The sequence below is a fragment of the Nocardioides sp. WS12 genome, assembly GCF_014108865.1.
GTDB lineage: Bacteria > Actinomycetota > Actinomycetes > Propionibacteriales > Nocardioidaceae > Nocardioides.
Genome location: NZ_CP053928.1, coordinates 2,631,707 through 2,655,035, shown reverse-complemented (window position 1 = coordinate 2,655,035; position 23,329 = coordinate 2,631,707). Strand labels below are relative to the sequence as shown.

Sequence of the window (23,329 nt, the reverse complement as noted above, 5' to 3'; positions counted from 1 at the left end):
TCGCGGGTCGCTTGCGGACGGGTGGTCGGGGAAGAGGATCAGACTACGCGACCCGACAACGTGATGATGACAGGCACCACCGACATGAACCCGGCGCGATCAGCCGGGCCATTCCATCCGGATGTCCGGAGCCCGTTCCTCGTTGGCCGAGCCGTCGGTGTGCTCGCGCTCGACCAGTCCCTGCGCGCCGTAGAAGTCCCGGGCGGGCAGGTTCGAGGTGAACACCCACAACCCGAAGCCGTCCGGGTGCCGTGCCTTCACGACGTCCAGCAGGGCCAGCCCGATGCCCTCGCGGGCGTGCTCGGGGTCGACGTACAGGTCATCGAGCCAGGTACGGGTGAACCGGGCGTAGCCGACCACCCGGTCACCGATCTCGGCCACCCAGATCTCGTCCACTCCGAACCGCGAGGCGAGCCAGGTGCGCACGTCGGCGTCGGGGTGCACCGAAGCCGGCATGGGCGCTGCCGCCCGCGCGGCCAGGTGCACATCCGCGATCGCTGGAGCGTCGTCCGGCACTGCCGGACGCAACAGCAGGTCGTTCATGCCCTCAGTCGCTGTCCCGGATGACCTCGAGCGCGTGCGCGAGGTCGTCGGGGTACGTCGACTTGAACGTGACGTACTCGCCACCGTCGGGGTGCTCGAAACCGAGCTCGACAGCGTGCAGCCACTGCCGCGTCAGCTTGAGTCGCTTGGCCAGCGTCGGGTCGGCGCCGTAGGTGATGTCACCGACACACGGGTGCTTGAGCGCGGCCATGTGGACCCGGATCTGGTGCGTACGTCCTGTTTCGAGGTGCACCTCGAGCAGGCTCGCGAAGCGGTGCGCCTCGAGCGTCTCGTAGTGGGTGACGCTGGCGCGTCCCCCCTCGAGTACGGCGAACTTGTAGTCGGCACCCGGGTGGCGGCCGATCGGCGCGTCCACGGTGCCCGCAAGCGGATCCGCGTGCCCCTGGACGAGCGCGTGGTACGTCTTGTCGACCGTGCGGTGCCGGAAGGCGTTCTTGAGGATCGAATACGCGTGCTCGGACTTCGCGATCACCATCACGCCGGACGTGCCGACATCGAGACGCTGGACGATGCCCTCGCGCTCCTTGGCACCCGAGGTCGAGATCCGGAAGCCGGCGCCGGCGAGGTGCCCGACGACCGTCGGGCCCTTCCAGCCGGGAGAGGGGTGGACGGCGACGCCGACGGGCTTGTCGATCACGACGATCGCGTCGTCGTCGTGAATGATCTTGATGCCCTCGACGATCTCGGGGACGATCTCCAGCTGGTTCACCTCGGCCGGGATCGACACGTCGAGGACCGAGCCGGCCAGGACGCGCTCGCTCTTGCCGCTGACTCCAGCGCCGTCGAGACGGACGTGGTTCAGGGAGATCAGCTCGGCGGCACGGGTCCGGGACACCCCGAACAACTGGGACATGGCCACGTCGATCCGCTCGCCCTCGAGCGAATCGGGGACGGGAAGACTGCGGTGGTCGAGGTTGGTCATGCGTTCTCCTGGCGGGTGCCGTCGATGGCGATGCCACGGAGTACCTGGATCAGGATCAGGCCGACCCCGACGTTGATGCAGATGTCAGCGACGTTGAAGATCGGCCAGTTCGGCAGCATCAGGAAGTCGACGACGTGACCGCGGAACACTCCGGGCTCGCGGAAGAGGCGGTCGATGAGGTTGCCGTCGATACCGGCGAGGAGCAGGCCGAGGCCGACCGCCCAGACCCGGTTGGCGACGTTGCGGCTCAGCCACAGCACGACCACGGTCGCCGTACACGCCAACAGGGCCAGGGCCACCGTGAAGCGGGTACCCAGACTGAAGGCGGCACCCGGGTTGTACGTCAGGTGCAGTTGCAGCAGGTCACCGACGAGCTGCTTGTCGGGCGCGTCCGTCAAGTGACGGACGGCAAGAACCTTGGTGATCTGGTCGATGACGACCAGGACCACGGCCACCGAGATGAACAGGATCCAGGTACGGGGTGCGGCGAGACGGGACGGCCGAACCGGCTGGGATCCGTCGTCGCGGTCGTCTACCGGCGTTCCTCGCGCTGCTTGCATGTCATGCACAGTGTGGCACGCGGAAACGCCATGAGCCGCATCTTCCCGATGGGGTTGCCGCACGACTCACACACCCCGTAGGTGCCGTCATCGATGCGTGCGAGCGCCCGGTCGATCTGGGCCAGCTTCTCGCGTTCGTGGTTCAGAACCGTGAGCTCGTGGTCGCGTTCGAAGCTGGTCGCACCGAGGTCGGCCTGATCCTGTCCGGCACCGTCTCCGGAGTCGCGGAGCAAGCCGGTGAGGTCGGCTTCCTGGGCCTCGAGGATCTCCGTGCTGTGCACCCGCTGCTCGTGCAGCTCGGCCAGCACCTCGGCGAGCTCGGCCTTGGACCAGGCGTCCTCGTGCTCGAGGACGACCAGAGCTGCCGGGGCGGACTTCTTCACTGCGGCCTTCTTTGCGGGCGCGGCCTTCTTGGCCGGGGCGGGGGTTGCCTTCTTCGCGGGAGCCGGTGCTGCCTTCTTCGCGGGAGCGAGAACTGCCTTCTTCGCGGGAGCGGGAGCTGCCTTCTTCGCCGGAGCCGCCTTCTTGGCGGACGCGGGCGCTGCCTTCTTGGCCGGAGCCGCCTTCTTGGCGGACGCGGGCGCTGCCTTCTTGGCCGGAGCCGCCTTCTTGGCCGGGGCCGCCTTCTTGGCGGGAGCAGCCTTTTTCGTCGGAGCCGCCTTCTTGGCGGGCGCGGGCGCTGCCTTCTTCGCCGGCGCCGCCTTCTTCGCCGGAGCGGCCGTCTTTGCCGCAGCCTTCTTGGCTGGCGAGGTGGGTGCCGCGACCGCTGCGGCGGCCTTCCGCGGACGGATCATCTTCCGCGCTGCAGATGCGGCCTGACCGGCCAGAGACTTCTTCGTGCTGCGGGCCATCACGGACTCCTTGGAACGGGCACCACGCGACCGGAAGGCTACGGGCGTGATGCGGAGGGTAACGACATCCGGCAACCTCGCCAAACAGGCGCACCGCACAACGACAAACCGGCCGGTCCGCATGATGCGGACCGGCCGGTTGATGTTGTCGTGCTCAGGCCTCTTCTTCGCCGAGGATGGAACGCAGGCGCTTGGGCGCCGGAGCCTCCTCGACGGGGGCGAGGGTGTCGCCCGGGGTCTGCAGCGACTCGAGCTGCTGCGTGAAGTAGCTCTTGAGCCGCGAGCGGTACTCGCGCTCGAAGGAACGCAGCGTCTCGACCTCGGCCGAGAGCTTGTCACGCTCCTTCTCCAGGTCACCGAACAGCTGCGTACGACGCTCGGCGGTCTCGCCGTCGAGCATCTCGGCGCGCGTGCGGGCGTCGGACTCGAGGCGGTCGGACTTGACCTTGGCCTCGGACTCCAGACGCTCGGACTTGGTGCGTGCCTCGCCGACGATCTTGTCGGCTTCGTTCTTGGCGTCCTCGACGAGCTCGTCGGCGTTGCGCGTGGCGATCTCGAGGAGTCGCGCCGCGGCGTTGGACGCCTCGGGAACGGTCTCGACGCGGATCGTCTGGATCTTCTGGTCACCGGACGGCACCACGTTGGGCGCAGCCACGGGCTGGATCGGCGCGGGAGCAACGACCTCGACCGGAGCGGGTGCGGGCGGCTCGGGAGCAACCTCGGCAACGGGCGCGAGCTGCGTCGGAGCATCAAACGCAGAAGACGATCCGGACTGTGCGGCAGCGAGCTTGGTGCGGAGGTCGTCGTTCTCCTGGGTCAGGCGAGCCAGCTCGGCCTCAACCTCATCCAGGAACTGGTCGACCTCGCCCATGTCGTAGCCCTCGCGCAGCCGGACCGGCGTAAAGCGCTTGTTGCTCACGTCCTCAGGCGTCAGCGGCATGACCTCACCTATCTTCGAAGTACAAGGACAAACTGTCTCCACCCACGCGGGGCAGACTGTCTGATCAAACTATCTGGATGGAACCTTAGCGCTTGCAGCCGAGAAGGCCGCATCACCCGTCACACAGAGCGCACGAAGGGCGTGTCGCCCCACGTCAGGTCAGCAGGGTCGACCGGTTCACCGACAACAACACGTAGGCCAGGATCATGACCAGGATGAAGCTGATGTCGAGGGCGAAGTTCCCGATCCGGATCGGCTTGATCACCTTCCGCAGGGCGTTGATCGGCGGATCCGTCACCGAGTAGGCGGTCTCCAGGAAGACCAGCACGGGACCGCGCGGCTCCCACGTGCGGGCGAAGACCTGCACCCAGTCGGTCATGAAGCGGACCCACAGGAACGCGATGAAGGCGAACAGAAGGCCTTCGATGATCCACCCAGCGATACTCACGTTCTCAATCTATCGGGTGATGCGAGCACGACCGCCGAAGGCTTGCCGCCAGGCCAACCCGGCCCCGTACGAAAGCCAACTGCGCGCGCGGCAGCGCGTCGAGAGGCGTCGACGGGCAGCTTGCTGCCCCGGATCTACGCCGAAGACGAGCTCGCGCAGTCCAACTCAGCTCTGGTTGAAGAAACCGTTGTCGGCGATCCGCGCCTTGTCTTCAGCCGCAACCGTGACGTTCGGCGGGGACAGCAGGAACACCTTGTTGGTGACGCGCTCGATCGTGCCGCGGGTGGCGAAGATCAGGCCGGCCGCGAAGTCGACGAGACGCTTGGCGTCCTGGTCGTTCATCTCGGTGAGGTTCATGATCACCGGAATGCCCTCGCGGTACTCCTCGCCCACCGTGCGGGCTTCGTTGTACGTCGTCGGGTGCAGGGTCGTGATCCGGGACAACTCGGCCACGACGGGCTGCGGGGCAACCGCGACGGGACGGCGGCGCTCTTCGAGGTCGGCGACGGTGTTCGACGGCACGGCGCGGACGGGACGTGCAGTGCGCGCCTCGCGTGCGGGAGCCTGCTCGTTCACCTCGTCGTCGTACTCGTCATAGCCGGTGTCTTCCAGCAGGCCGAGGTATTCACCGATCCTGCGCATCGCACCGCTCATGACAGTTGCCTCCGTGATTCGTGCCCCAGGGTTGATGGGACATCTGGTGGTGTTCTGGACATTACTGGACTCCAGGCCTCGATCCGAGGACCGCAGTGCCGACGCGCACGTGTGTCGCGCCAGCGGAAATCGCCGCCTCGAGGTCGCCGCTCATGCCGGCGGAGAGGACGGACGCTTCGGGGTGGTGTTCGAGGAACTCGGCGCGGATGTGCGCGAGCCGCGCGAAGGCCTCGGCGGGGTCTTCGCCGAGGGGTGCGACGGCCATCAGGCCACGCAGCACGAGCTGGGGCGCCAGGTCGACGGAGGCGGCGAGTTCGAGGAGGAGATCGGGGTCAGCGCCTGCGCGATGTTCGCTCCCGGGCGCATCCAGGCTCACCTGCAGGAGTACGTCGACCGGCCGGCCCCGCTCGTCGGCGCCCCGTGCGATCCGGTCGATCAGCCCGGGCCGGTCGACCGACTCGATCACGTCGGCGTACCGCGCGACGGCGGCAGCCTTGTTGGACTGCAGGCCGCCGATGTAGTGCCAGCGCACGGCGAGATCGGCGAGATCGGCGCACTCGGCGGCCTTCGCCTCGGCCTCCTGATGGCGGTTCTCCCCCACGTCGGTGACGCCGAGCTCGGCCAGCAGTCGCACGTCGGAGGCCGGGAAGAACTTGGTGACCACGACCAGGTGCACGTCACCCGCCGGTCGGCCGGCGGCCGCGCACGCTGCGTCGATGCGGGCGTGGACCGTGGCGAGGTTGGCCGCGAGCTCCTCGCGCCGGGTCATCGGTGACCGCCGAGCCGGATGATGCCGGCGTGCCGGCCGGCACCGGCGCCGTCGCGTCGATAGGAGTAGAGGTCCGGGGACTCACGGGTGCACCGGCCGGCGTCGACGACCTCGACCCCGATGGCGGCGAGTTGGGCGCGCACGCCCGCGCCGATGTCGAGCGCCGAGGTGCCCCAGGACGTGGTCGCACGGCTCTCCGGGACGATCGCCGCGACCTCTTCCTGCAGGGCGGCAGGGACTTCGTAGCAGGCCCCGCAGATGTGCGGGCCCACCCACGCGGTGATCCGGTCGCCGCCGAGTTCGCGCATCCGGGCCACGGTTGCCGGGACGACGCCGAGCGCCATGCCGAGGCGGCCGGCGTGCGCGGCACCGATGACCTGGGCGTCCGGGTCCGCCAGCAACACCGGGACGCAGTCGGCTGCGCGCACCATCAGCGTGATGCCCGGGGCGGCGGCGACGATGCCGTCCGCCTCCGGCGCTTCGTCGTACGACGAAAGGTGGGCAGCGTCCGCGACCAGCACGTCGTTGCCGTGCACCTGGTGCAGCTCGGCGAGGTCGTCGCCGGGCGCGAAGTCGTCGAGCAGCAGGCGCAGGTTCTCCGCACGGGCAGATTCCGCATCGTCGCCGTCGCGGGCGAGGTTCAACTCGCCGAAGGGCGCAGCACTGACCCCGCCGACCCGGTCTGTGAAGGCCAGGTCAACGGGGCCCGTGGTGATGCGGAACGAATACATCCCTACTTCAGGAAGTCGGGGACGTCCAGGTCGTCACCATCGTCGAACTGGATGGGCGCCGGGGTGGTGCGGGCACCGACGGGCTGCGGCTCGGGAGCCGACTCCCGCGCGGGGGTCTCTTCGCGGCGGCTGGCGACGGCACCGGCGGCGGCGCGGGTCTCGGCCTGCGTCTGCTGGGGGCGGGCGTCACGACGGGCGGCGGAGTCCTGGCGCTTCGGGAGTCCACCGTCGAAGCCGGCGGCGATGACCGTCACCCGCACCTCGTCGCCGAGGGCGTCGTCGATGATCGTGCCGAAGATGATGTTGGCGTCCTCGTGCACCGCGTCGGCCACCATCGCGGCGGCTTCGTTGATCTCGAAGATGCCGAGGTCCGAACCACCGGCGATCGAGAGCAGGACGCCGTGGGCGCCGTCGATGGACGCCTCGAGCAACGGGCTGCTGATCGCCATCTCGGCGGCGGCCAGCGCACGGTCCTCACCGCGGGCCGAGCCGATGCCCATCAGCGCGGAACCGGCGTTGCTCATGACGGCCTTGACGTCGGCGAAGTCGACGTTGATCAGACCGGGGGTCGTGATCAGGTCGGTGATGCCGGAGACGCCCTGGAGCAGGACCTGGTCGGCCTGCTTGAACGCGTCGAGCATCGAGACGTTGCGGTCGGAGATCTGCAGCAGTCGGTCGTTCGGGATCACGATGAGGGTGTCGACCTCTTCGCGGAGCCGCTCGATGCCGTCGTCGGCGGACTTCTTGCGACGCGCACCTTCGAAACTGAACGGGCGGGTGACGACACCGATGGTCAGCGCGCCGAGCGAACGGGCGATGCGGGCCACGACCGGAGCACCGCCGGTGCCCGTGCCGCCGCCCTCGCCGGCGGTCACGAAGACCATGTCGGCGCCCTTGATGACCTCTTCGATCTCTTCCGCGTGGTCCTCGGCTGCCTTGCCACCCACGTCGGGGTTGGCGCCGGCGCCCAGGCCGCGGGTGAGCTCGCGACCGATGTCGAGCTTGACGTCGGCGTCGCTCATCAGCAACGCCTGCGCGTCGGTGTTGATGGCGATGAACTCGACGCCCTTGAGGCCGACTTCGATCATCCGGTTGACGGCGTTCACGCCGCCGCCACCGATGCCGACGACCTTGATGATGGCCAGGTAGTTCTGTGCAGCTGCCACGGCGGCTTCACCTCTCCAGGTGTGTGATCGGAATCGACGGTGCGCTTCGGAAACTGTCACCCTCAGGTAGAGGGTTATAGTTATGTCAACCTCGTCGTGTCCATGACAGTAGGTACGCGGTCGACCCTCACGCCGCAGACACGCCGCGCCTGCACGGGATCGCGGAAAAAAGATCAGCGGGTGGTCGGGGAACCGGGCACCGAGACGTCATAGGTCTGGGCCTTGCGGTTGAGCAGTTCCAGCAGCACCGCGGCCTTGTCGTCGGACTGGTCCGCACTCCCCCAGCGGACCAGGCGACCGTCGCGCAGGTGGAGCAGGATCTCGTCGACGGTGCGCACTTCGGCGTACTCCACGAGGGCGGAGACCTCGGGGTCCAGTGAGGCGACGACCTCGGCGCCCTCCTGCAGGGCGTCCTTGTTGGCGCCGGCCCCCACCTTCACGCGGGGCAGACCCTTGCGGGCGCGGGCCGGTGCAGGGAACGCCGTGCCGTCGGCGTCGAGTGCCGCCTCGCGCTTGCCGAGGTCGAGGACAGCGATCGGGGTGCGCTCCACGATCTCGATGCGGACTTCGTGCGGCCACTTGCGCGAGACGTCGACGCTCTTGACCGTGGCGAGGGACCTCATCCGCTTCTCGATCGCCTCGAGGTCGACCTGGACGAGTGGCCCGCCGGTCCGCACCTCGGCGGCGGCCAGCACCTGCTTCTCGGTCAGCAGGTCGTTGCCGACCACCTGGACGCCATCGGCCCGCAACCACGAGGAGAAGTAGAGGGCGTAGACGCCGAAGCCGACCAGGACCACGAGGGCCACCGCAGCAGCGAGGTAGCGCCAGGTCAGCCAGCGCCGCGAGCGTTGGCGGCGCGCGAAGGCCTTGCGGGCACGCGCCTGGGCGTCACCGCGCCGAAGTCGGGGCGCTGATCCCCTCCCGGGCATTCCTCAGCCCCGTTCGGCGAGGACGGCGAGAAGTTCGGGAGCAAGAGTGGTGACGTCCCCGGCGCCGAGGGTGAGCACCAGGTCGCCCGGGCGCGCGATGCCGTCGAGCGTCGTCACGACCTGGCCGCGGTCCGGCGCGAACCGGACCTGCGCGGCAGGCAAGGGAATGGCATCGGCGACCAGGGCGCCGGTGACCGCCGGATCGGGGTCCTCGCGGGCGACGTAGACGTCGAGGACGACGACCTCGTCGGCAGCACCCAGGGCCTCGCCCATCTCGACGCCGAAGATCCGGGTACGCGAGACGAGGTGCGGCTGGAAGCAGACCACCAGTCGCTCATCGCTGCCGACCAGCGACCGGGCGGCCTGGAGGTCGCCGCGGATCTCGCTGGGGTGGTGGGCATAGGAGTCGTAGACCCGCACGCCTGCGGCCTCTCCGACGAACTCCATCCGGCGCTTGGCGCCGCGGTGGCGGGCGAGTCCGCGGATGAGGAGGGCCGGGTCGGCGCCGAGGTCAATGCCGGCTGCCAGCGCAAGCAGGGCGTCCTGCGCGTAGTGCGTGCCGGGCACAGCGAGGCTGACCGCACCGAGGTCGGTGTCGCCGGACCGGACCTCGAAGGTCGCTCCGCCACCCACGACCGCGAGGGCGCTGCCCTGGATGTCGGCGCCGTCGACGAAACCGGCCGTGGCGACGCCCTCGGTCGCGATGGCGAGTGCTGCCGAGCCGGGGTCGTCGGCGTTGACGACGGCCGATGACGACGCGCCCGCGACGAAGGTGGCGAACGCCGCGGCGTATGCCTCGGGCGTGCCCCAGTGGTCGAGGTGGTCGGCGTCGACGTTGGTCACGACGGCGATCTCGGGCGTGTAGACGAGGAACGCACCGTCGGACTCGTCGGCCTCCACGACAGCGATGTCGCCCGTGCCGAGACGTGCGTTCGTGCCGAGGGTCGCGACCTCCGCACCGATCACGAAGGTCGGGTCGAGGCCGGCTTCCTGGAGCGCGACGGTGAGCATCGCGGTCGTCGTGGTCTTGCCGTGCGTGCCGGCGATCGCGACGACGCGCTTGCCGATCAACACCGACTGCAGCCCGGCCGAACGCGGCCAGAGCCGCAGCCCCTTCGCCTGGGCCGCCACGATTTCCGGGTTGTCCTCCCGGGCCGCCGTCGTGGCGACGACGGTGTCGACACCGTCGACGTGCGCAGCGTCGTGGCCGACGTGGACGGTGATGCCTTCGGCCCGCAGGGCCCGCACGACGACCGAGTCGTTGGCGTCGCTACCGCTGACCGCGATGCCCTGCTGGTGCATGAGGCGGGCAATGCCGGACAGACCGGCGCCACCGATGCCGACGAAGTGGACCCGCCCGAGCTGCGCGGCGGGCAGGATCTCGGCGGGAACGGGGATCTTCACCGGGCGGCCCCGGCGACGTCGCGGATGATCCGCGCGAGCTTGTCGTCGGCGTCGCGCGGCACCAGGTCGGCAGCGGCTGCCCCCATCCGGGCCAGTCGCTCGGTGTCGAGGACCAGCGCCGGCACCATGTCGGCGACGTAGTCGGCGGTGAAGGAGGAGTCCTCGACGAGGAGCGCTCCCCCGGCCTCGACGACAGGGCGGGCGTTGAGCGCCTGTTCGCCGTTGCCGATCGGCAGCGGCACGAAGATCGCAGGGACGCCGCTCGCGGACGCTTCGACGACGCTGGAGGCGCCGGAGCGACAGACCATCAGGTCGGCTGCTGCGAGGGCGAGGTCCATCCGTTCCACGAACGGGAGGACGACGTACGGCACGCCCGTTGCGACGGGGGTGGTCCAGCTCGGGTCGCTCGCACCGTTCGGTCCGATCACGTGCAGCACCTGCACACCGGCCGAGCCGAGCGCCGCGGATGCACCGCTGATGGCCTGGTTGACACGACGCGCACCCTGCGAGCCGCCGGTGACGACCAGGGTCGGGCGATCGGCGTCCAGGCCGAAGAACGCGCGTGCCTCCGCGCGCAGGGCCGGACGGTCGAGAGTCGAGATCATGCGCCGGATGGGCAGGCCGACGTACTCACCCTTCTTCAGGGGGGTGCCGGGGAAGCTGACCGCGACGCGGGTGGCGAGACGCGAGCCGACCTTGTTCGCGATACCGGGCAGGGCGTTCTGCTCGTGGACGACCAACGGGATCTTGCGGCGACGGGCGGCGACGTACGCGGGCATGGAGACGTAGCCGCCGTAGCCGACGATCACGTCGGGCTGCACCTCGTCGATGATCTCGAGCGCTGCCTTCACCGCCGCACGGAGGCGCTTCGGCACCAGGAACAGGTCCTTGCCGGGCTTGCGCGGCAGTGGCACGGGCGGCACGAGGCGCAGCGTGTAGCCGGCCGCGGGGACCACCTTGTTCTCCAGCCCACGGGGCGTGCCGAGACAGGTGATCTCGACGTCAGGATCGAGGCGACGAAGGGCATCTGCCGTCGCGAGCAGGGGCGAGGTGTGACCCGCCGTTCCACCACCGGCCAACAGAACGCGCACGCGAGAAACCTACCCGCGCGCCGAGAGTCCGGCCGACCTGGCCCGACGACGCTGGGCGAGCGCCCGCGCGGCAGCAGGCTCGCGCCGTGCGAATCCGATGATCAGGCCCAGGGCGCTCAGCGTGGGCAGCAGGCTCGAGCCGCCGTAGGAGACCAGCGGCAGCGGGATTCCGATGACGGGAAGCAGGGCCAGGACCATGCCGACGTTGATGATCATCTGGCCGAGCAGCCACACCACGATGCCGAAGGTGCAGTACCGGACGAACGGGTCCTTGGTCTCGCGCGCGACCCGCAGGCCGGCGTACGCGATGACGAGGAACAGGCCGATGACCAGCAGCGTGCCGACCAGGCCGAGCTCTTCGCCGAGGACGGCGAAGATGAAGTCGGTGTAGGCCTCGGGCAGCTGGCCCCACTTCTGCTGACTGGCGCCGATGCCCTCACCGAAGATGCCACCGCTGGCCATGGCGTACAGGCCGTGGGCGGGCTGCCAGCCGTTGCCGTGGAAGTCCTTGAACGGGTCGGTGAAGTTCGCCAGCCGCTGGAGGCGTTCACCGTCGGTGGCAGCGAGTCCGAGCGCCAGCACGCTGACGCCGGCCAGGGCCAGGGCGAACAGCTTGTTGGGGGCGCCGACCACCCAGAGCATGCCGATCAGCAACGCGAAGAAGACCAGCGCGGTGCCGAGGTCGCGGCCGACGACCACGAGGGTCGTCGCCAGCACCATGCCCGGGACGACGGGCACCAGCATCTGGTGCAGGCTCTTGAGTCGGCGTTCCTTGTTGGCGTAGATGTGCGCCGCCCAGATCACCAGCGAGAGCTTGGCCAGCTCCGAGGGCTGGATCTGGATCGGGCCGAGGGCCAGCCAGTTGGTGTTGCCGTTCGCCTCGACGCCGAGCTTTGCGGTCAGCGCGAGCAGGAGCAGCGAGATCGAGAACGCCGGGTAGGCAAGGCCGCGCACCCAACTGGTCGACACCCGGGACGCGATGAACGCACACGGGACGCCGATGGCCACCCACATCAACTGGCGCTTGACGACGGCGTAGGAGTCACCGGTCTCGCTGAACGCCCGGACGCTCGAGGCGCTCAGCACCATGATCAGGCCGATGGTGAGCAGGAGTGCGGTGGCGCCCAACAACAGGTAGTACGTCGTCAGGGGGCGGTCGAGCGCATCCTTCAGCGCACGGGTCCAGCTGGGCCGCTGAGCAACCAGTCGGGGACGACGCCGGACCAGGCCCTGGAACGAGAGGCGCGTGCTCTCGGGGTTCGCGGTGGTGATGACGACCCCCTTCAGTCCCTCGTGTCAGTCCCTGGTGATGAACTCCCTGACCGCCTCGGCAAACGCATTGCCGCGGGCGGCGTAGTCGGTGAACTGGTCCATCGACGCGCATCCCGGCGCCAGCAGCACGGTGTCGCCCGACTGGGCCATCCCGGCAGCCAGCACAACGACACGCCTCATCAGGTCGTCACTTGACTCACCAACTACCCCACCAGTTTCAGGGCTGTTGGCATCGATCACGGGCACATCGGGTGCGTGTCGCGAAAGCGCCTCCGCGATGACCTGGCGGTCCTGGCCGATCAGGACGACTCCGCGCAGGCGTGATCCGACGGACTTCACCAGGTCGTCGAAGCTCGCGCCCTTCGCCAGACCGCCGGCCACCCACACCACCGGTGCGAACGCCGCGAGCGACGAGGCGGCCGCGTGGGGGTTGGTGGCCTTGGAGTCGTTGACCCACTTCAGGTCGTCGTGCTCGGCCACGACGGCGATCCGGTGGCCATCGGGCCGGAACGACATCAACCCGTCGCGTACGGCGGTCCGGCTGACGCCGTGGGCGAGAGCGAGGGCCGCGGCGGCGAGTGCGTTCGCGATGTAGTGCGGAGCGTCGGAGGCGAGGTCGTCGATGGTGCACAACTCGGCCGCACTGCTCGAACGCTCCGCGATGAACGCACGGTCGACGAGGAACTCGTCGACGACGCCGAGCATCCCGACGCTCGGCAGTCCGAGGGTGAAGCCGATCGCACGCGCGCCCTCTTCGACATCGGCATCGCGCACGAGTTGTTCGGTGACCGGGTCGCTGGCGTTGTAGACGCACGCCCGCTGCACCCCGGCGTAGACCCGCCCCTTGTCACGGGCGTAACCGTCCATGCCGCCCGTGCCGTCGTACCAGTCGAGGTGGTCCTCGGCGACGTTGAGCACCACGGCGCTCTCGGCCGCCATCGTGTCGGTGGTGTGGAGCTGGAAGCTCGACAGTTCGACCGCGATGACGTCGTAGGGCTCGGGATCCATGACGGCTTCGGTCAGCGGCAGGCCGACGTTGCCGGCAGCGACGCTGCGCAGACCAGCGGCGCGCAGGATGCTGTCGAGCATCTGCACGGTGGTCGTCTTGCCGTTGGTGCCGGTGACGCACAGCCACGGCGCCGGGGAGTCGGGGTCACGGAGTCGCCAGGCCAGCTCGACCTCGCCCCAGACCGGGACATTGCGTTCGCGGGCGGCGAGGACGATCGGAGCGTCGGGCCGGAAGCCCGGCGACACGACGAGCAGGTCGACCTCGCCCTCGGGCAGGGTCGCGGTCGCGCCCTCGTGGATGTCGATGCGGGCGCCGAGGACCTCGAGGAGTTCGGCGCGCTCGAGGATCGTCGGCCGGGCGACCTCCGCCACCGCGTGGACGTCGGCACCGAGGTGGAGCAGGTTGTCGACCGCAGCCGCCCCGCTCGCGCCGAAGCCGGCCACGACGACGCGGACCCCGTCCCACGCGTCCTTGCGGCCCAGGGTGGACACGTCGCGGGTCGTCACAGTCTTGAGACCCACTCGGCGTAGAAGATGCCGAGGCCGATGGCGACGAACAGGCCCGTGATGATCCAGAACCGGATCACCACGGTGACCTGCTCCCAGCCGAGCATCTCGAAGTGGTGGTGGATGGGTGCCATTCGGAAGATGCGTTTGCCCTTGGTGAGCTTGAAGAAGCCGACCTGCATCATCACCGAGGCCGTCTCGAGGACGAAGAGCCCACCGAGGACGACCAGCAGCAGTTCGGTGCGGCTCAGGATCGCGAAACCGGCAAGGGCGCTACCGAGCGCCAGCGAGCCGGTGTCGCCCATGAAGATCGCCGCTGGCGAGGCGTTCCACCACAGGAAGCCGAAGCAGGCGCCGGTGATCGCCGCCGCGATGATCGCCAGGTCGAGCGGATCCCGGACGTTGTAACAGGTCGCGCTCGGCTCGTCCTGGCAGAACTGGTTGTTCTGCCAGATGTTGACGAGCATGTAGGCGCCGAACACCATCACGCAGGCGCCGGCCGCGAGGCCGTCGAGCCCGTCGGTGAGGTTCACCGCGTTGCTGAAACCGGCCACGAGGAGCCAGATCAGCACCAGGGCCAGGACCGTGGGAAGCACGAACCAGTCCAGCTCGCGCAGGAACGAGACCTTCTCGCTGGCCGGGGTGCGGCCGTTCTCGTCCTCGAGCCACGACGAGAGCGCCAACCAGCCGAAGACCACCGCGATCACGGTCTGCCCGGCCATCTTGGCCTTGCTGCGCAAGCCGAGGCTGCGCTGCTTGGAGATCTTGATGAAGTCGTCGAGGAAGCCGACCAGGCCCATGCCGACGAAGAGGAAGAGGAGCAGCAACGCCGACGCGCTGGGCGTGGTGAGCGTGATCAGCTTCGCCGCGAAGTAACCGATGACCGCGGCCAGGATGATGACGACGCCGCCCATCGTGGGCGTGCCGCGCTTGGTGTGGTGGCTCGTCGGGCCGTCGTCGCGGATCTCCTGCCCGTAGCCCCACTGGGTGAACAGATTGATCACCACACGTGTGCCGAGCAGCGAGATCAGCAGCGAAATGCCGCCTCCGAGAAGGATCGCTCTCACTGCGCTGTCTCCTCCAGGATGCTCTCGGCCACCAGCTCCAAGGCGGCGCCGCGCGACGCCTTGACGAGGACGACGTCCTCCGGTCCGGCATTCTGCCGCACCCAGTCCACTGCGTCGTCCCGGCCCGCCGTGACGATGACCTCATCGACCGTGTTACCGGACACCGGCTGGGCGCCGTCCGCGATGCCGCGAGCGGCTGCGGTGACCACCACGAGCACGTCGACGCCGAGGTCGGCGGCGGCACGGCCGACCGCGCGGTGGCCGGCTTCGTGCTCGTCGCCGAGTTCCTTCATCTCTCCCAGGATCGCGACGGTACGACGGCGCGGACCCCCGTCGCCCCGGCCGATGGCGACCAGCGCCTCCAGCGCGGCGCGCATCGACTCGGGGTTCGCGTTGTAGGAGTCGTTGATCACGACGAGTCCGTCGGCGCGCTCGGTGACCTCCATCCGCCAGCGGGATGCGGCAGCGGCCGTGCCAAGGGCGGCGGCCACGTCAGCCGGAGCGAACCCGGCCCCGATCGCCATCGCTGCGGCAGCGGCGGCGTTGAGCACCTGGTGCGCGCCGGACTGCAGGAGCGTGACGGCATGCCACTGGTCGTCGTACCCGAGCTCGAAGGTGGGGCGGCCCAGCGCGTCGAGCGTGAGGTTGCGCCAGGTGACCGCGCCCGTCGTCCCGAACGAGACGATGCGGGCCGACGTACGGGCGGCCATCGACGCCACGAGGGGGTCGTCGGCATTGAGGACGGCGACGCCGTCGTCCGGCAGGGCGGCGATGATCTCGCCCTTGGCCTGCGCGATGACCTCCTGGCCGCCGAACTCGCCGACGTGGGCGCTGCCGACGTTGAGGGCAGCCGCGATCTGCGGGGGCGCGATCTCGCACAGGTAGGCGATGTGGCCGACCCCGCGAGCCCCCATCTCCACGACGACGTGACTCGTGGTCGCGTCCGCCCGGAGGACGGTGAGCGGCACGCCGAGTTCGTTGTTGTTGTTCGCGGTGGTGGCCACCACGGCCTGCTCGGAGGTGAGAATCCGCAGGACCGCGGCGAGGTAGTCCTTGGTGCCGGTCTTGCCCTGCGAGCCGGTGAGCGCGATGACCGTGGTGTCGAGCCGGTCGAGGAGATGACGCGCCAGCAGACCCAGCGCGACGACGGGGTCCTGGACGACGACGGTCGGCGCTGACGTGGGGCGGCTGCCGAGTACGGCGTGCGCGCCGTCGGCGTAGGCGTGGCCGTCGGCCCGCTCCCCCACGATCGCGACGAAGAGCCCGTCGGGAACCGGCGAGCGGCTGTCGACGTACGCGGGACCGGCGACGACGACGTCGTGACCGTGCAGCACTCCGCCGACCACGCGAGCGATCTCGGAGAGCCGGAGGGGAATCATGCGGGGCCGTCCAGTGCGGCGAGCACGTCGCGCACCACCTGGCGGTCGTCGAACGGGTGCACCACGCCGGCGACCTCCTGGCCGGTCTCGTGTCCCTTGCCGGCCACCAGGACCACGTCACCGTCGCCCGCGCCGGCCAGGGCTTCGGCGATCGCGGCGCGTCGGTCGGCGATCTCCACGATCTCGGCGGCGGAGCCGACGTCGCGGGCACCGGCGAGCACCTCGGCGCGGATGGCGGCGGGATCCTCGGACCGCGGATTGTCGTCGGTGACGATCACGACGTCGGCGAGCTCGGCGGCGATCGCGCCCATCACGGGACGCTTGCCACGGTCCCGGTCGCCGCCGGCGCCGATGACCACGACGAGGCGGCCGCGGGTCACCGGCCGCAGCGTACGGAGGACGGCGTCGACCGCATCAGGCTTGTGCGCGTAGTCGACGACGACGGTGAGGTCGCGGTCGGTGTCGATCCGCTCCAGACGGCCAGGAACCCCACCAGAACGGGCAATCCCGTCCGCCACGGCCTGTGCGTCGAGGCCCGCTTCCGCCGCGGACGCAATGGCCGCGAGCGCGTTGGCGACGTTGAACTCCCCCGGAAGCGGTACGACGCCGGCGACCGTGAGGCCGTCCGGCCCGTGCACCGTGAAGCGGGATCCGTCGGCACCGAGAGCGACGTCACTGACCGTCCAGTCCGCAGCAGCGGCCGCCGGGCTGACGCCGTAGGTACGGACCGGGATGGGGGCCTCGCGGGCCAGACGTTGCCCGTACTCGTCATCGATGCAGACCAGTCCGCGCACGGCGTGCTCGGGCGTGAACAGCAGCGCCTTCGCGGAGAAGTAGTCCTCGACGTCGGCGTGGAAGTCGAGATGGTCGCGCCCGAGGTTGGTGAAGACGGCGACGTCGAAGCGGACGCCGTCGACGCGGCCCATCACCAGCGCGTGGCTGGACACCTCCATGGTGCAGGCCGTCACGTCGAGTTCCAGCATCCGGGCGAAGAGGCCGTGCAGGTCGGGCGCCTCCGGGGTCGTGAGGGAGGTCTTGACCTCCTCCCCCGCGATCCGGGTGCCGACCGTGCCGACCACCGCGCTGCGGATCCCGCTGGCGAGCAGGCCGCCGTCGAGGAGCCGGGTCACGGTGGTCTTGCCCTGGGTGCCCGTCACGCCGATGGTGGTGAGGGCGGCAGCAGGTTCGCCGTAGACGAGCGCGGCCACCGCACCCAGGACGGCCCGCGGATCGTCCACGACCAGCAGCGGCAGGTCCCAGCCCGACGCAGCGGCGACGCCGGACGGGTCGGTGAGGACGGCAGCGGCGCCGCCGGTCGATGCCTGCTCGGTGAACGAGGCGCCGTGCGCGCGGCTGCCCGGCAGCGCGGCGTACAGGTCACCCGGCTGCACGCGGCGCGAGTCGAGGGTCATCCCGAGAAGGTTCACCCCGGGAAAGACCGGCGCCAGCCCGAGCGCCCGGGCGATGGCGTCGAGGGACGTCAGCGGCGGGTCGATGGGGCGGGTGGACGGACCGCTCACCACTCGACCGGAGTCTGGTTGGGCTTGGCGCCCGTCGGCGGAACGCCGTACCGACGCAGGGTGTAGCTCATCAGCTTCGAGAAGGCCGGACCAGCCACGCTGCCACCGCCACTGCCCTTGCGCGGGCTGTGGACGACGACATAGATCGTGAACCGCGGGTCGTCAGCGGGGGCGAAGCCGGCGAACGACACCGACGTGCTGCCGTCGTAACGGCCCTCGTCGCCAACCCGCTGCGCCGTGCCGGTCTTGCCTGCGACGCGGTAGCCGGGGACAGCCGCGCGAGGCGCCACACCAGCATCCGGGTCGACGACGCGCTCCATCATCAGCATGGTCTCGCGGGCCGCTTCGGCGCTGATGACCCGGCGACTGCCAGCGGCCTCGCTGCCGACCTTCGCGCCCTCATCGGTCGTCGCCTCACCCTGGATCAGGCTGGGGTCGAGCCGGACACCACCGTTGGCGATCACGTTGATCGCCGTGACCATCTGGACCGCGTTGACCGACAGGGACTGGCCAAAGGCGATGCGGTCGCCGACCTGTGACGTCCAGGCGGCGCCCTTCGGGAGCAGGCCCTTGGTCTCGCCGCCGAGACCGACGCCGGTCTGCTGACCGAGGCCGAACTGCTCGAGGTAGGACCGCAACTGGCCCTTCTTGAACTGGTCGGCGGCCAGCACCGTGCCGATGTTGGACGACTTCGCGATGATGCCGGCCAGGGTCAACTTGATCAGCCCGTGTTCCCAGTAGTCGCCGATCGGCCGGTCCTGGCGATTCAACTGCCCGGGGACGCGGAACTTCTGCTCCTTGAACGCCAGCCCCGCGTCGACCAGCGAGCTGATCGTCAGCACCTTCTCGACCGAGCCGGGCTCATAGACGTCGGTCAGAGCCGAGGACTTGTAGAGCTCCTCGGCGTACTCGTAGGGATCCGAGGCGTCGTACGTCGGGTAGTCGGCCAGCGCGAGCAACTGGCCGGTGCGGCTGTCCATGATGATCGCGATGCCCGACTTGGCGGCCGCGCGGACGACGGTCTGCTGCAGGACGCGCTGGGCGTAGAACTGCAGGTCGCGGTCGATCGTGGTGCGCAGGTCCTTGCCGTTGACGGCCGGCTTCACCGTGTTGTCGCCGAGCGGGATCTGGTTGCCGGCGCCGACCTGGTAGCGCGCCTCGCCGTCCTTGCCCGAGAGGTAGCGGTCGAACGAGTCCTCGAGTCCGGCGAGCGCCTGCGCGGACCCGTCGTTCTTCGGCGTGCCCAGGAAGCCGAGCACGTTGGCCGCGACCTCGTCGTTGGGGTAGATCCGCAGCGGGTCCCGCTCGGTCATCAGTCCGGCGAACGGGCGGCCCTTGTCGTCCTTGAACTTCGCGGCGACATCCGCCACGACCTTCTCGGCCTTGCTGGCCGGGACCTGGCGGGCGACGTACTGGAAACGACTGCCCTTGGTGCGGAGTCGCTCCAGGGTTTCGAAGTAGTCGACACCGAGCCGGTCGGAGAGGAGGGTCGCCAGTTCGGGCGCCACCGCGGCGGTCACCGCCGGGTCGGCCACGATCATCCGGCCGTCGACCGTCTCGGCGAGTGCCTCGCCGTTGCGGTCCAGGATCTCACCACGCGTGGCCGGCAACGCAACGATCTGCGACCCCTCGGCGGCGGCCATCTGGGCGTAGTCCTGCGGGTCGATTCCCTGCAGTTGCACCAACCGGGCAGCGAAGACCGACAACACCATCGCGATCAGCAGGAAGCCGATCTGCATGCGGCGCTGGGGCGATCCGCGACGCACCGCACCGGTGGTGCGGTTCTGGCGGAGGGGATTCGTTCGGCTCAACGCTCTCGTCCTGGTCGCTGACGTCTTCTAGGGGCCCGGGGAGTGTCCAACCTAGGCGGACGGATCAACGATTCCGGGCGGGCGCGCCGTCGGTGCCGGCGTTGACCTTGCCGGCCTTCACCTTGACCGTCCTGGCCTTGAGGGATGCCGGCTTGCGCGGACCGGGCGTGGCCAGCGGAATGCTGTCGTCCGCGGAGGCGGGCGTCGGGTTTCCGGAGATCTTGCCGCTGCCGAGGTGCAGCACGCCGGCGGGGGTCGACGGGATGACCATCCCGAGCTTCTGGGCGGCCTGGGCGACTCGCTGGGGCCCGCGCAGTTCCTGGAGATCCATCTCCAGTGCCTCCTGCTGGGCGCTGAGGTCGGTCGCCTGCTTCTCGAGCGCCGTCGCACGGAACGACGCCTGCTGCATGGAGGTGTTGAAGAGCAGCAGCCCGATGACTCCGGCGAGCAGGATGATGCTCACGAACGTCACGAACGGCACCCGGGGCGCCGTCGTACGACGACGCGGGACCACGGTCAGCCGGGCACGTTCCAGCGCGGCCTGGGCCAGCCGGGGCGCGGCGTGCGGCAAGCGACTGCGAAGGGCGGATGCGTTGCTGCTCATGATGCGGCTCCCTTGCCGGACGACGAGATGGTGCGTGGACGGGTGCGCTCGATCGCGCGTAGTCGGACGGAGGCGGCGCGAGGGTTCTCCTCGATCTCCGCTTCGTTGGCCTGCTCCGCGCCCCGCGTGACCAGGCGGTACGACGGCTCGGACCCCTCGGGCAGGAACGGCAGGTCGTCGGGGACGGTCGAGCGGGTGGCGTCGGCGAACGTCCGCTTCACGAGCCGGTCCTCGAGCGAGTGGTAGGACTCGACCACCACACGGCCACCGAGCCCGATCGCCTCGACCGCGGCCGGCATCGCCCGCTCGAGCACCCGGAGCTCGTCGTTGACTTCCATCCGCAGCGCCTGGAAGGTGCGCTTCGCGGGGTGCCCACCGGTGCGGCGGGCCGGCGCGGGGATGGACGCGTAGAGCAGTTCCACCAGGCGGGCCGAGTTGGTGAACGGCTCGATCTCCCGCTCCCGCACCACCGCAGAAGCGATCCGCTTCGCCATCTTCTCCTCGCCGTACTTCTGGAGGATGCGGGTCAGGTCACCGGCGCTGTAGGTGTTGAGGACGTCGGCGGCGGTCGGACCGGTCGTGCCGTCCATCCGCATGTCGAGCGGCGCGTCGATGGAGTAGGCAAAGCCCCGTTCGGGCAGGTCGAGCTGCATCGAGGAGACGCCGAGGTCGAAGAGCACGCCGGCGACCTCACGGAGTCCGAGGTCGGCGATCACGTCGGGGATCTCGTCGTACACCGCGTGCACGCCGGTGAACCGGTCGCCGTACGACGCCAGCCGCTCGCGGCTCATGGCCAGGGCCTGCGGGTCGCGGTCGACGCCGATCACCCGCGCCTGCGGGCACCGCTCCAGCACGGCTTCGCTGTGACCACCGAGCCCGAGGGTCGCGTCGATGAGGACCGCGTCGGGGTGATCGAGCGCGGGCGCGAGAAGGGCGACGACCCGGTCGAGGAGGACGGGGACGTGGCGCGGAGCGTTCATCTCGCGTCAGCGCCCTGCGACGTGGGTGGCGAGAAGGAGCAGGGAACACGCCAGCGAGACCGCCAGCGAGAAGGCCATCAGGACCAGCACCTCGCGCGCCTGCTCCCGGACGCGCGGCGGCACCGAACGCTCACCGGAGACATCCGGTGCGTGCGTGCGCATCACGCTCATGGTTTCGACCCTTTGAGTACTTGGTGCTGGAAATGAAGCGGATCCGCAGAGCCAGGTCCCTGCCCGCTCCCGTGCCGGCGTGTGTTCGGGTGCCGTCTGGTGCCGGGGAAGTGCCCCAGAAGGCCGGGTGTTCCGGTGTCGCCGTGACCGCCTGGTACCGGGGAAGGTGTCCCAGGTGGGGGTCGACATTCGGAGCGTCGGGAGCGGGAGCGGGCTGAGACCTCGTCCTGCGGATCCGCGATTGAGTTGTGAACGGCGCCACCGGGCGCCGGCTGCTGCTTAGTCGTCGTCCTCGTCGAGGTCGGCGAACTCCTCCAGCGCTTCGAGCTGGAACTCGCGCCATGCGGTCGGGTTCCAGATCTCGAGCCGGTCACGCACACCGATCACGACGACGTCGCGCTCGAGCGCGGCGTACTCACGCAGGAGGGCCGGGATACCGATCCGCCCCTGCTTGTCCGGGGTGCTCTCGTCGCCACCGGCGAAGAGGACACGTGCGTAGCGCCGTGCGGCGCGGTTGGTCATCGGCCGGGCGGAGGCCCGCTCGGCTTCATCGGCGAAGACATCGGTCGGCCAGACGACCAGGCACTTGTCCTGTCCCTGTGTGACCACGATGCCCCCCGCCAGTCGATCCCTGAACTTCGCCGGGAGGAACAGGCGGCCCTTGTCATCGAGCTTCGGGGTGTAGGTGCCCATGAAGAGCATCCGGCACCCCCAGCCAGTCAACGTGAGTGGTCTGTCCCTCCACTTTCCCCCACAGTACTCCACTTTGCCCCACCGTCAACCACCATTCACCACGAAATCCGGCCCGGCGCGGTCCTGGGCGTGCCGGCGCGCGCAAAGAACCGCAGGTCAGAGGCCTGCGGAGCGTGGTGGAGCGAAGTGGAGGAGAAGTGGAGGGAAATCGCCGCCACGGTGGAACGGGGTGGAGGAGGGCGCTCACAGCCAGTGGCGCCGTAGGGTGACTCCACCGATCCACAGCAGGCAGAGGGAGACGACGTGGAGTCCCAGATCAGCCCAGCCATGACCGAGAGCGACGTCGAGTCCGTCGCTCGGGTCGCCGGCCGGATCCGCGCCAACGTGGAGAAGGTCATCGAGGGCAAGAGCGACGTGGTGACCGCCTCGATCATCGTGATGCTCGCCGAGGGACACCTGCTGATCGAGGACGTGCCGGGTGTCGGGAAGACGATGCTGAGCAAGGCCCTGGCCCGCAGCATCGACTCGACGGTTCGCCGGATCCAGTTCACGCCCGACCTGCTGCCCTCGGACATCACCGGCGTGTCGGTCTACAACCAGTCGACCCGCGAGTTCGAGTTCCGCCCGGGCGGCGTCTTCGCCAACGTCGTCATCGGTGACGAGATCAACCGCGCCTCACCCAAGACCCAGTCCGCACTGCTCGAGTGCATGGCCGAACGCCAGGTGACGGTGGACAACGTCACCTACCAGCTCGAGTCGCCGTTCATGGTGATCGCGACCCAGAACCCCGTCGAGATGGAGGGCACCTACCCGCTGCCCGAAGCACAGCGCGACCGCTTCCTCGCCCGGGTCTCGGTCGGCTACCCCGTGCCCGCCGCGGAGATCGCGATGCTGGAGAGCCACGGCACCACGAACCCGCTCGACGACCTCGGTCCGGTCACCGACAGCGCCGAGATCCGCCGGCTGTGCGCGATCGTCGCCCGCGTGCACGTGTCGCCGGCCGTCCAGCGCTACGCCGTCGCCCTGACGGCCGCGACCCGGGAGAGCCCCGAACTGCTGCTCGGCGCATCACCGCGCGCCACCTTGCACCTGGTCCGGGCCGCGAAGGCCCGCGCCGCCGTGCACCACCGCGACTACGTCCTCCCCGACGACGTACGCGCCCTCCTGCAGCCGGTCCTGGCCCACCGCCTGCTCCCGAGCGCCGAGGCCGCCGTCGGCGGTCGGGGCGCCTCGTCCATCCTCGAGGCCATCGCCGCACAGGTTCCGGTGCCGGACTCCCCTGCCTGAC

24 protein-coding genes are annotated in these 23,329 nt (G+C 69.6%); 1 reads left to right on the top strand and 23 read right to left on the bottom strand.

Annotated features, from left to right (window positions below):
- Positions 1–99: 99 nt before the first annotated feature.
- From HRC28_RS12890 to mraZ, 23 genes are all read right to left on the bottom strand, one after another.
- Entirely contained in the window at positions 100–543 is a 444-nt protein-coding gene (locus HRC28_RS12890) for a GNAT family N-acetyltransferase (protein ID WP_182375920.1), read from the bottom strand.
- Between the two features lie 4 nt (positions 544–547).
- Positions 548–1,486 (bottom strand): RluA family pseudouridine synthase, encoded by a 939-nt coding sequence (locus HRC28_RS12885; protein ID WP_182375919.1) that lies wholly within the window; start codon positions 1,484–1,486, stop codon positions 548–550.
- The gene (gene lspA / locus HRC28_RS12880) at positions 1,483–2,046 is read right to left on the bottom strand and encodes a signal peptidase II (RefSeq protein WP_182375918.1); all 564 of its coding nucleotides are present in this window, start codon (positions 2,044–2,046) and stop codon (positions 1,483–1,485) included. The genes HRC28_RS12885 and lspA overlap by 4 nt, the downstream gene beginning before the upstream one ends.
- The gene (locus HRC28_RS12875; RefSeq protein ID WP_237111466.1) at positions 2,019–2,897 is read right to left on the bottom strand and encodes a TraR/DksA family transcriptional regulator; all 879 of its coding nucleotides are present in this window, start codon (positions 2,895–2,897) and stop codon (positions 2,019–2,021) included. The genes lspA and HRC28_RS12875 overlap by 28 nt, the downstream gene beginning before the upstream one ends.
- Before the next feature lie 154 nt (positions 2,898–3,051).
- Entirely contained in the window at positions 3,052–3,837 is a 786-nt protein-coding gene (locus HRC28_RS12870; protein WP_182375917.1) for a DivIVA domain-containing protein, read from the bottom strand.
- Between the two features lie 154 nt (positions 3,838–3,991).
- Positions 3,992–4,285 carry a YggT family protein gene (locus tag HRC28_RS12865; RefSeq protein WP_182375916.1) on the bottom strand — a complete coding sequence of 98 codons (294 nt, stop codon included), beginning with the start codon at positions 4,283–4,285 and terminating at the stop codon, positions 3,992–3,994.
- Positions 4,286–4,450: 165 nt separating this feature from the next.
- Positions 4,451–4,939: a cell division protein SepF gene (gene sepF / locus HRC28_RS12860; protein WP_182375915.1), complete on the bottom strand. Its 489-nt coding sequence runs from the start codon at positions 4,937–4,939 to the stop codon at positions 4,451–4,453.
- A gap of 61 nt (positions 4,940–5,000) precedes the next feature.
- Positions 5,001–5,708, bottom strand: a complete 708-nt coding sequence (locus HRC28_RS12855; RefSeq protein WP_182375914.1) for a YggS family pyridoxal phosphate-dependent enzyme — start codon at positions 5,706–5,708, stop codon at positions 5,001–5,003.
- A complete protein-coding gene (gene pgeF / locus HRC28_RS12850; protein ID WP_182375913.1) occupies positions 5,705–6,439 on the bottom strand; it encodes a peptidoglycan editing factor PgeF in 735 nt (244 codons plus the stop codon). The genes HRC28_RS12855 and pgeF overlap by 4 nt, the downstream gene beginning before the upstream one ends.
- A 2-nt stretch (positions 6,440–6,441) precedes the next feature.
- Positions 6,442–7,605, bottom strand: coding sequence for a cell division protein FtsZ (gene ftsZ / locus HRC28_RS12845; protein ID WP_182375912.1), 1,164 nt, complete (start codon positions 7,603–7,605; stop codon positions 6,442–6,444).
- A gap of 173 nt (positions 7,606–7,778) precedes the next feature.
- Positions 7,779–8,534, bottom strand: coding sequence for an FtsQ-type POTRA domain-containing protein (locus HRC28_RS12840; RefSeq protein ID WP_182375911.1), 756 nt, complete (start codon positions 8,532–8,534; stop codon positions 7,779–7,781).
- A 3-nt stretch (positions 8,535–8,537) separates the two neighbouring features.
- Positions 8,538–9,938, bottom strand: coding sequence for a UDP-N-acetylmuramate--L-alanine ligase (gene murC / locus HRC28_RS12835; RefSeq protein WP_182375910.1), 1,401 nt, complete (start codon positions 9,936–9,938; stop codon positions 8,538–8,540).
- Positions 9,935–11,029, bottom strand: a complete 1,095-nt coding sequence (murG, locus tag HRC28_RS12830) for an undecaprenyldiphospho-muramoylpentapeptide beta-N-acetylglucosaminyltransferase (protein ID WP_182375909.1) — start codon at positions 11,027–11,029, stop codon at positions 9,935–9,937. Before murG ends, murC begins: the two co-directional genes overlap by 4 nt.
- A gap of 9 nt (positions 11,030–11,038) precedes the next feature.
- On the bottom strand, positions 11,039–12,157 hold the full coding sequence (gene ftsW / locus HRC28_RS12825; protein ID WP_237111465.1) for a putative lipid II flippase FtsW: 1,119 nt from the start codon (positions 12,155–12,157) through the stop codon (positions 11,039–11,041).
- A gap of 168 nt (positions 12,158–12,325) precedes the next feature.
- On the bottom strand, positions 12,326–13,831 hold the full coding sequence (gene murD / locus HRC28_RS12820; protein ID WP_237111464.1) for a UDP-N-acetylmuramoyl-L-alanine--D-glutamate ligase: 1,506 nt from the start codon (positions 13,829–13,831) through the stop codon (positions 12,326–12,328).
- Positions 13,813–14,883 (bottom strand): phospho-N-acetylmuramoyl-pentapeptide-transferase, encoded by a 1,071-nt coding sequence (gene mraY, locus HRC28_RS12815; protein ID WP_182375908.1) that lies wholly within the window; start codon positions 14,881–14,883, stop codon positions 13,813–13,815. The genes murD and mraY overlap by 19 nt, the downstream gene beginning before the upstream one ends.
- Positions 14,880–16,262: a UDP-N-acetylmuramoyl-tripeptide--D-alanyl-D-alanine ligase gene (gene murF, locus HRC28_RS12810; RefSeq protein ID WP_182375907.1), complete on the bottom strand. Its 1,383-nt coding sequence runs from the start codon at positions 16,260–16,262 to the stop codon at positions 14,880–14,882. The genes mraY and murF overlap by 4 nt, the downstream gene beginning before the upstream one ends.
- Positions 16,259–17,728: a UDP-N-acetylmuramoyl-L-alanyl-D-glutamate--2,6-diaminopimelate ligase gene (locus HRC28_RS12805; RefSeq protein WP_346010504.1), complete on the bottom strand. Its 1,470-nt coding sequence runs from the start codon at positions 17,726–17,728 to the stop codon at positions 16,259–16,261. The genes murF and HRC28_RS12805 overlap by 4 nt, the downstream gene beginning before the upstream one ends.
- Positions 17,729–17,778: 50 nt before the next feature.
- Positions 17,779–19,593, bottom strand: a complete 1,815-nt coding sequence (locus tag HRC28_RS12800) for a penicillin-binding protein 2 (RefSeq protein ID WP_237111463.1) — start codon at positions 19,591–19,593, stop codon at positions 17,779–17,781.
- 64 nt (positions 19,594–19,657) lie between these two features.
- Positions 19,658–20,197 (bottom strand): hypothetical protein, encoded by a 540-nt coding sequence (locus HRC28_RS12795; protein ID WP_182375905.1) that lies wholly within the window; start codon positions 20,195–20,197, stop codon positions 19,658–19,660.
- Positions 20,194–21,177 carry a 16S rRNA (cytosine(1402)-N(4))-methyltransferase RsmH gene (rsmH, locus tag HRC28_RS12790; RefSeq protein ID WP_182375904.1) on the bottom strand — a complete coding sequence of 328 codons (984 nt, stop codon included), beginning with the start codon at positions 21,175–21,177 and terminating at the stop codon, positions 20,194–20,196. The genes HRC28_RS12795 and rsmH overlap by 4 nt, the downstream gene beginning before the upstream one ends.
- A gap of 6 nt (positions 21,178–21,183) precedes the next feature.
- On the bottom strand, positions 21,184–21,348 hold the full coding sequence (locus HRC28_RS12785; RefSeq protein ID WP_182375903.1) for a hypothetical protein: 165 nt from the start codon (positions 21,346–21,348) through the stop codon (positions 21,184–21,186).
- Between the two features lie 279 nt (positions 21,349–21,627).
- Positions 21,628–22,041 carry a division/cell wall cluster transcriptional repressor MraZ gene (mraZ, locus tag HRC28_RS12780; protein ID WP_346010491.1) on the bottom strand — a complete coding sequence of 138 codons (414 nt, stop codon included), beginning with the start codon at positions 22,039–22,041 and terminating at the stop codon, positions 21,628–21,630.
- 327 nt (positions 22,042–22,368) lie between these two features.
- Between mraZ and HRC28_RS12775 the strand changes: the two genes are divergently transcribed.
- Positions 22,369–23,328 carry a MoxR family ATPase gene (locus HRC28_RS12775; protein WP_182375901.1) on the top strand — a complete coding sequence of 320 codons (960 nt, stop codon included), beginning with the start codon at positions 22,369–22,371 and terminating at the stop codon, positions 23,326–23,328.
- The last annotated feature ends 1 nt before the right edge of the window (position 23,329 follow it).

Coding starts and splice junctions, on each gene's coding strand:
- HRC28_RS12890 (WP_182375920.1), bottom strand. CDS start 543: ATGAACGACCTGCTGTTGCGTCCGGCAGTGCCGGACGACGCTCCAGCG.
- HRC28_RS12885 (WP_182375919.1), bottom strand. CDS start 1,486: ATGACCAACCTCGACCACCGCAGTCTTCCCGTCCCCGATTCGCTCGAG.
- lspA (WP_182375918.1), bottom strand. CDS start 2,046: ATGCAAGCAGCGCGAGGAACGCCGGTAGACGACCGCGACGACGGATCC.
- HRC28_RS12875 (WP_237111466.1), bottom strand. CDS start 2,897: ATGGCCCGCAGCACGAAGAAGTCTCTGGCCGGTCAGGCCGCATCTGCA.
- HRC28_RS12870 (WP_182375917.1), bottom strand. CDS start 3,837: ATGCCGCTGACGCCTGAGGACGTGAGCAACAAGCGCTTTACGCCGGTC.
- sepF (WP_182375915.1), bottom strand. CDS start 4,939: ATGAGCGGTGCGATGCGCAGGATCGGTGAATACCTCGGCCTGCTGGAA.
- HRC28_RS12855 (WP_182375914.1), bottom strand. CDS start 5,708: ATGACCCGGCGCGAGGAGCTCGCGGCCAACCTCGCCACGGTCCACGCC.
- pgeF (WP_182375913.1), bottom strand. CDS start 6,439: ATGTATTCGTTCCGCATCACCACGGGCCCCGTTGACCTGGCCTTCACA.
- HRC28_RS12840 (WP_182375911.1), bottom strand. CDS start 8,534: ATGCCCGGGAGGGGATCAGCGCCCCGACTTCGGCGCGGTGACGCCCAG.
- murF (WP_182375907.1), bottom strand. CDS start 16,262: ATGATTCCCCTCCGGCTCTCCGAGATCGCTCGCGTGGTCGGCGGAGTG.
- HRC28_RS12795 (WP_182375905.1), bottom strand. CDS start 20,197: ATGAGCAGCAACGCATCCGCCCTTCGCAGTCGCTTGCCGCACGCCGCG.
- rsmH (WP_182375904.1), bottom strand. CDS start 21,177: ATGAACGCTCCGCGCCACGTCCCCGTCCTCCTCGACCGGGTCGTCGCC.
- HRC28_RS12785 (WP_182375903.1), bottom strand. CDS start 21,348: ATGAGCGTGATGCGCACGCACGCACCGGATGTCTCCGGTGAGCGTTCG.
- mraZ (WP_346010491.1), bottom strand. CDS start 22,041: ATGGGCACCTACACCCCGAAGCTCGATGACAAGGGCCGCCTGTTCCTC.
- HRC28_RS12775 (WP_182375901.1), top strand. CDS start 22,369: ATGACCGAGAGCGACGTCGAGTCCGTCGCTCGGGTCGCCGGCCGGATC.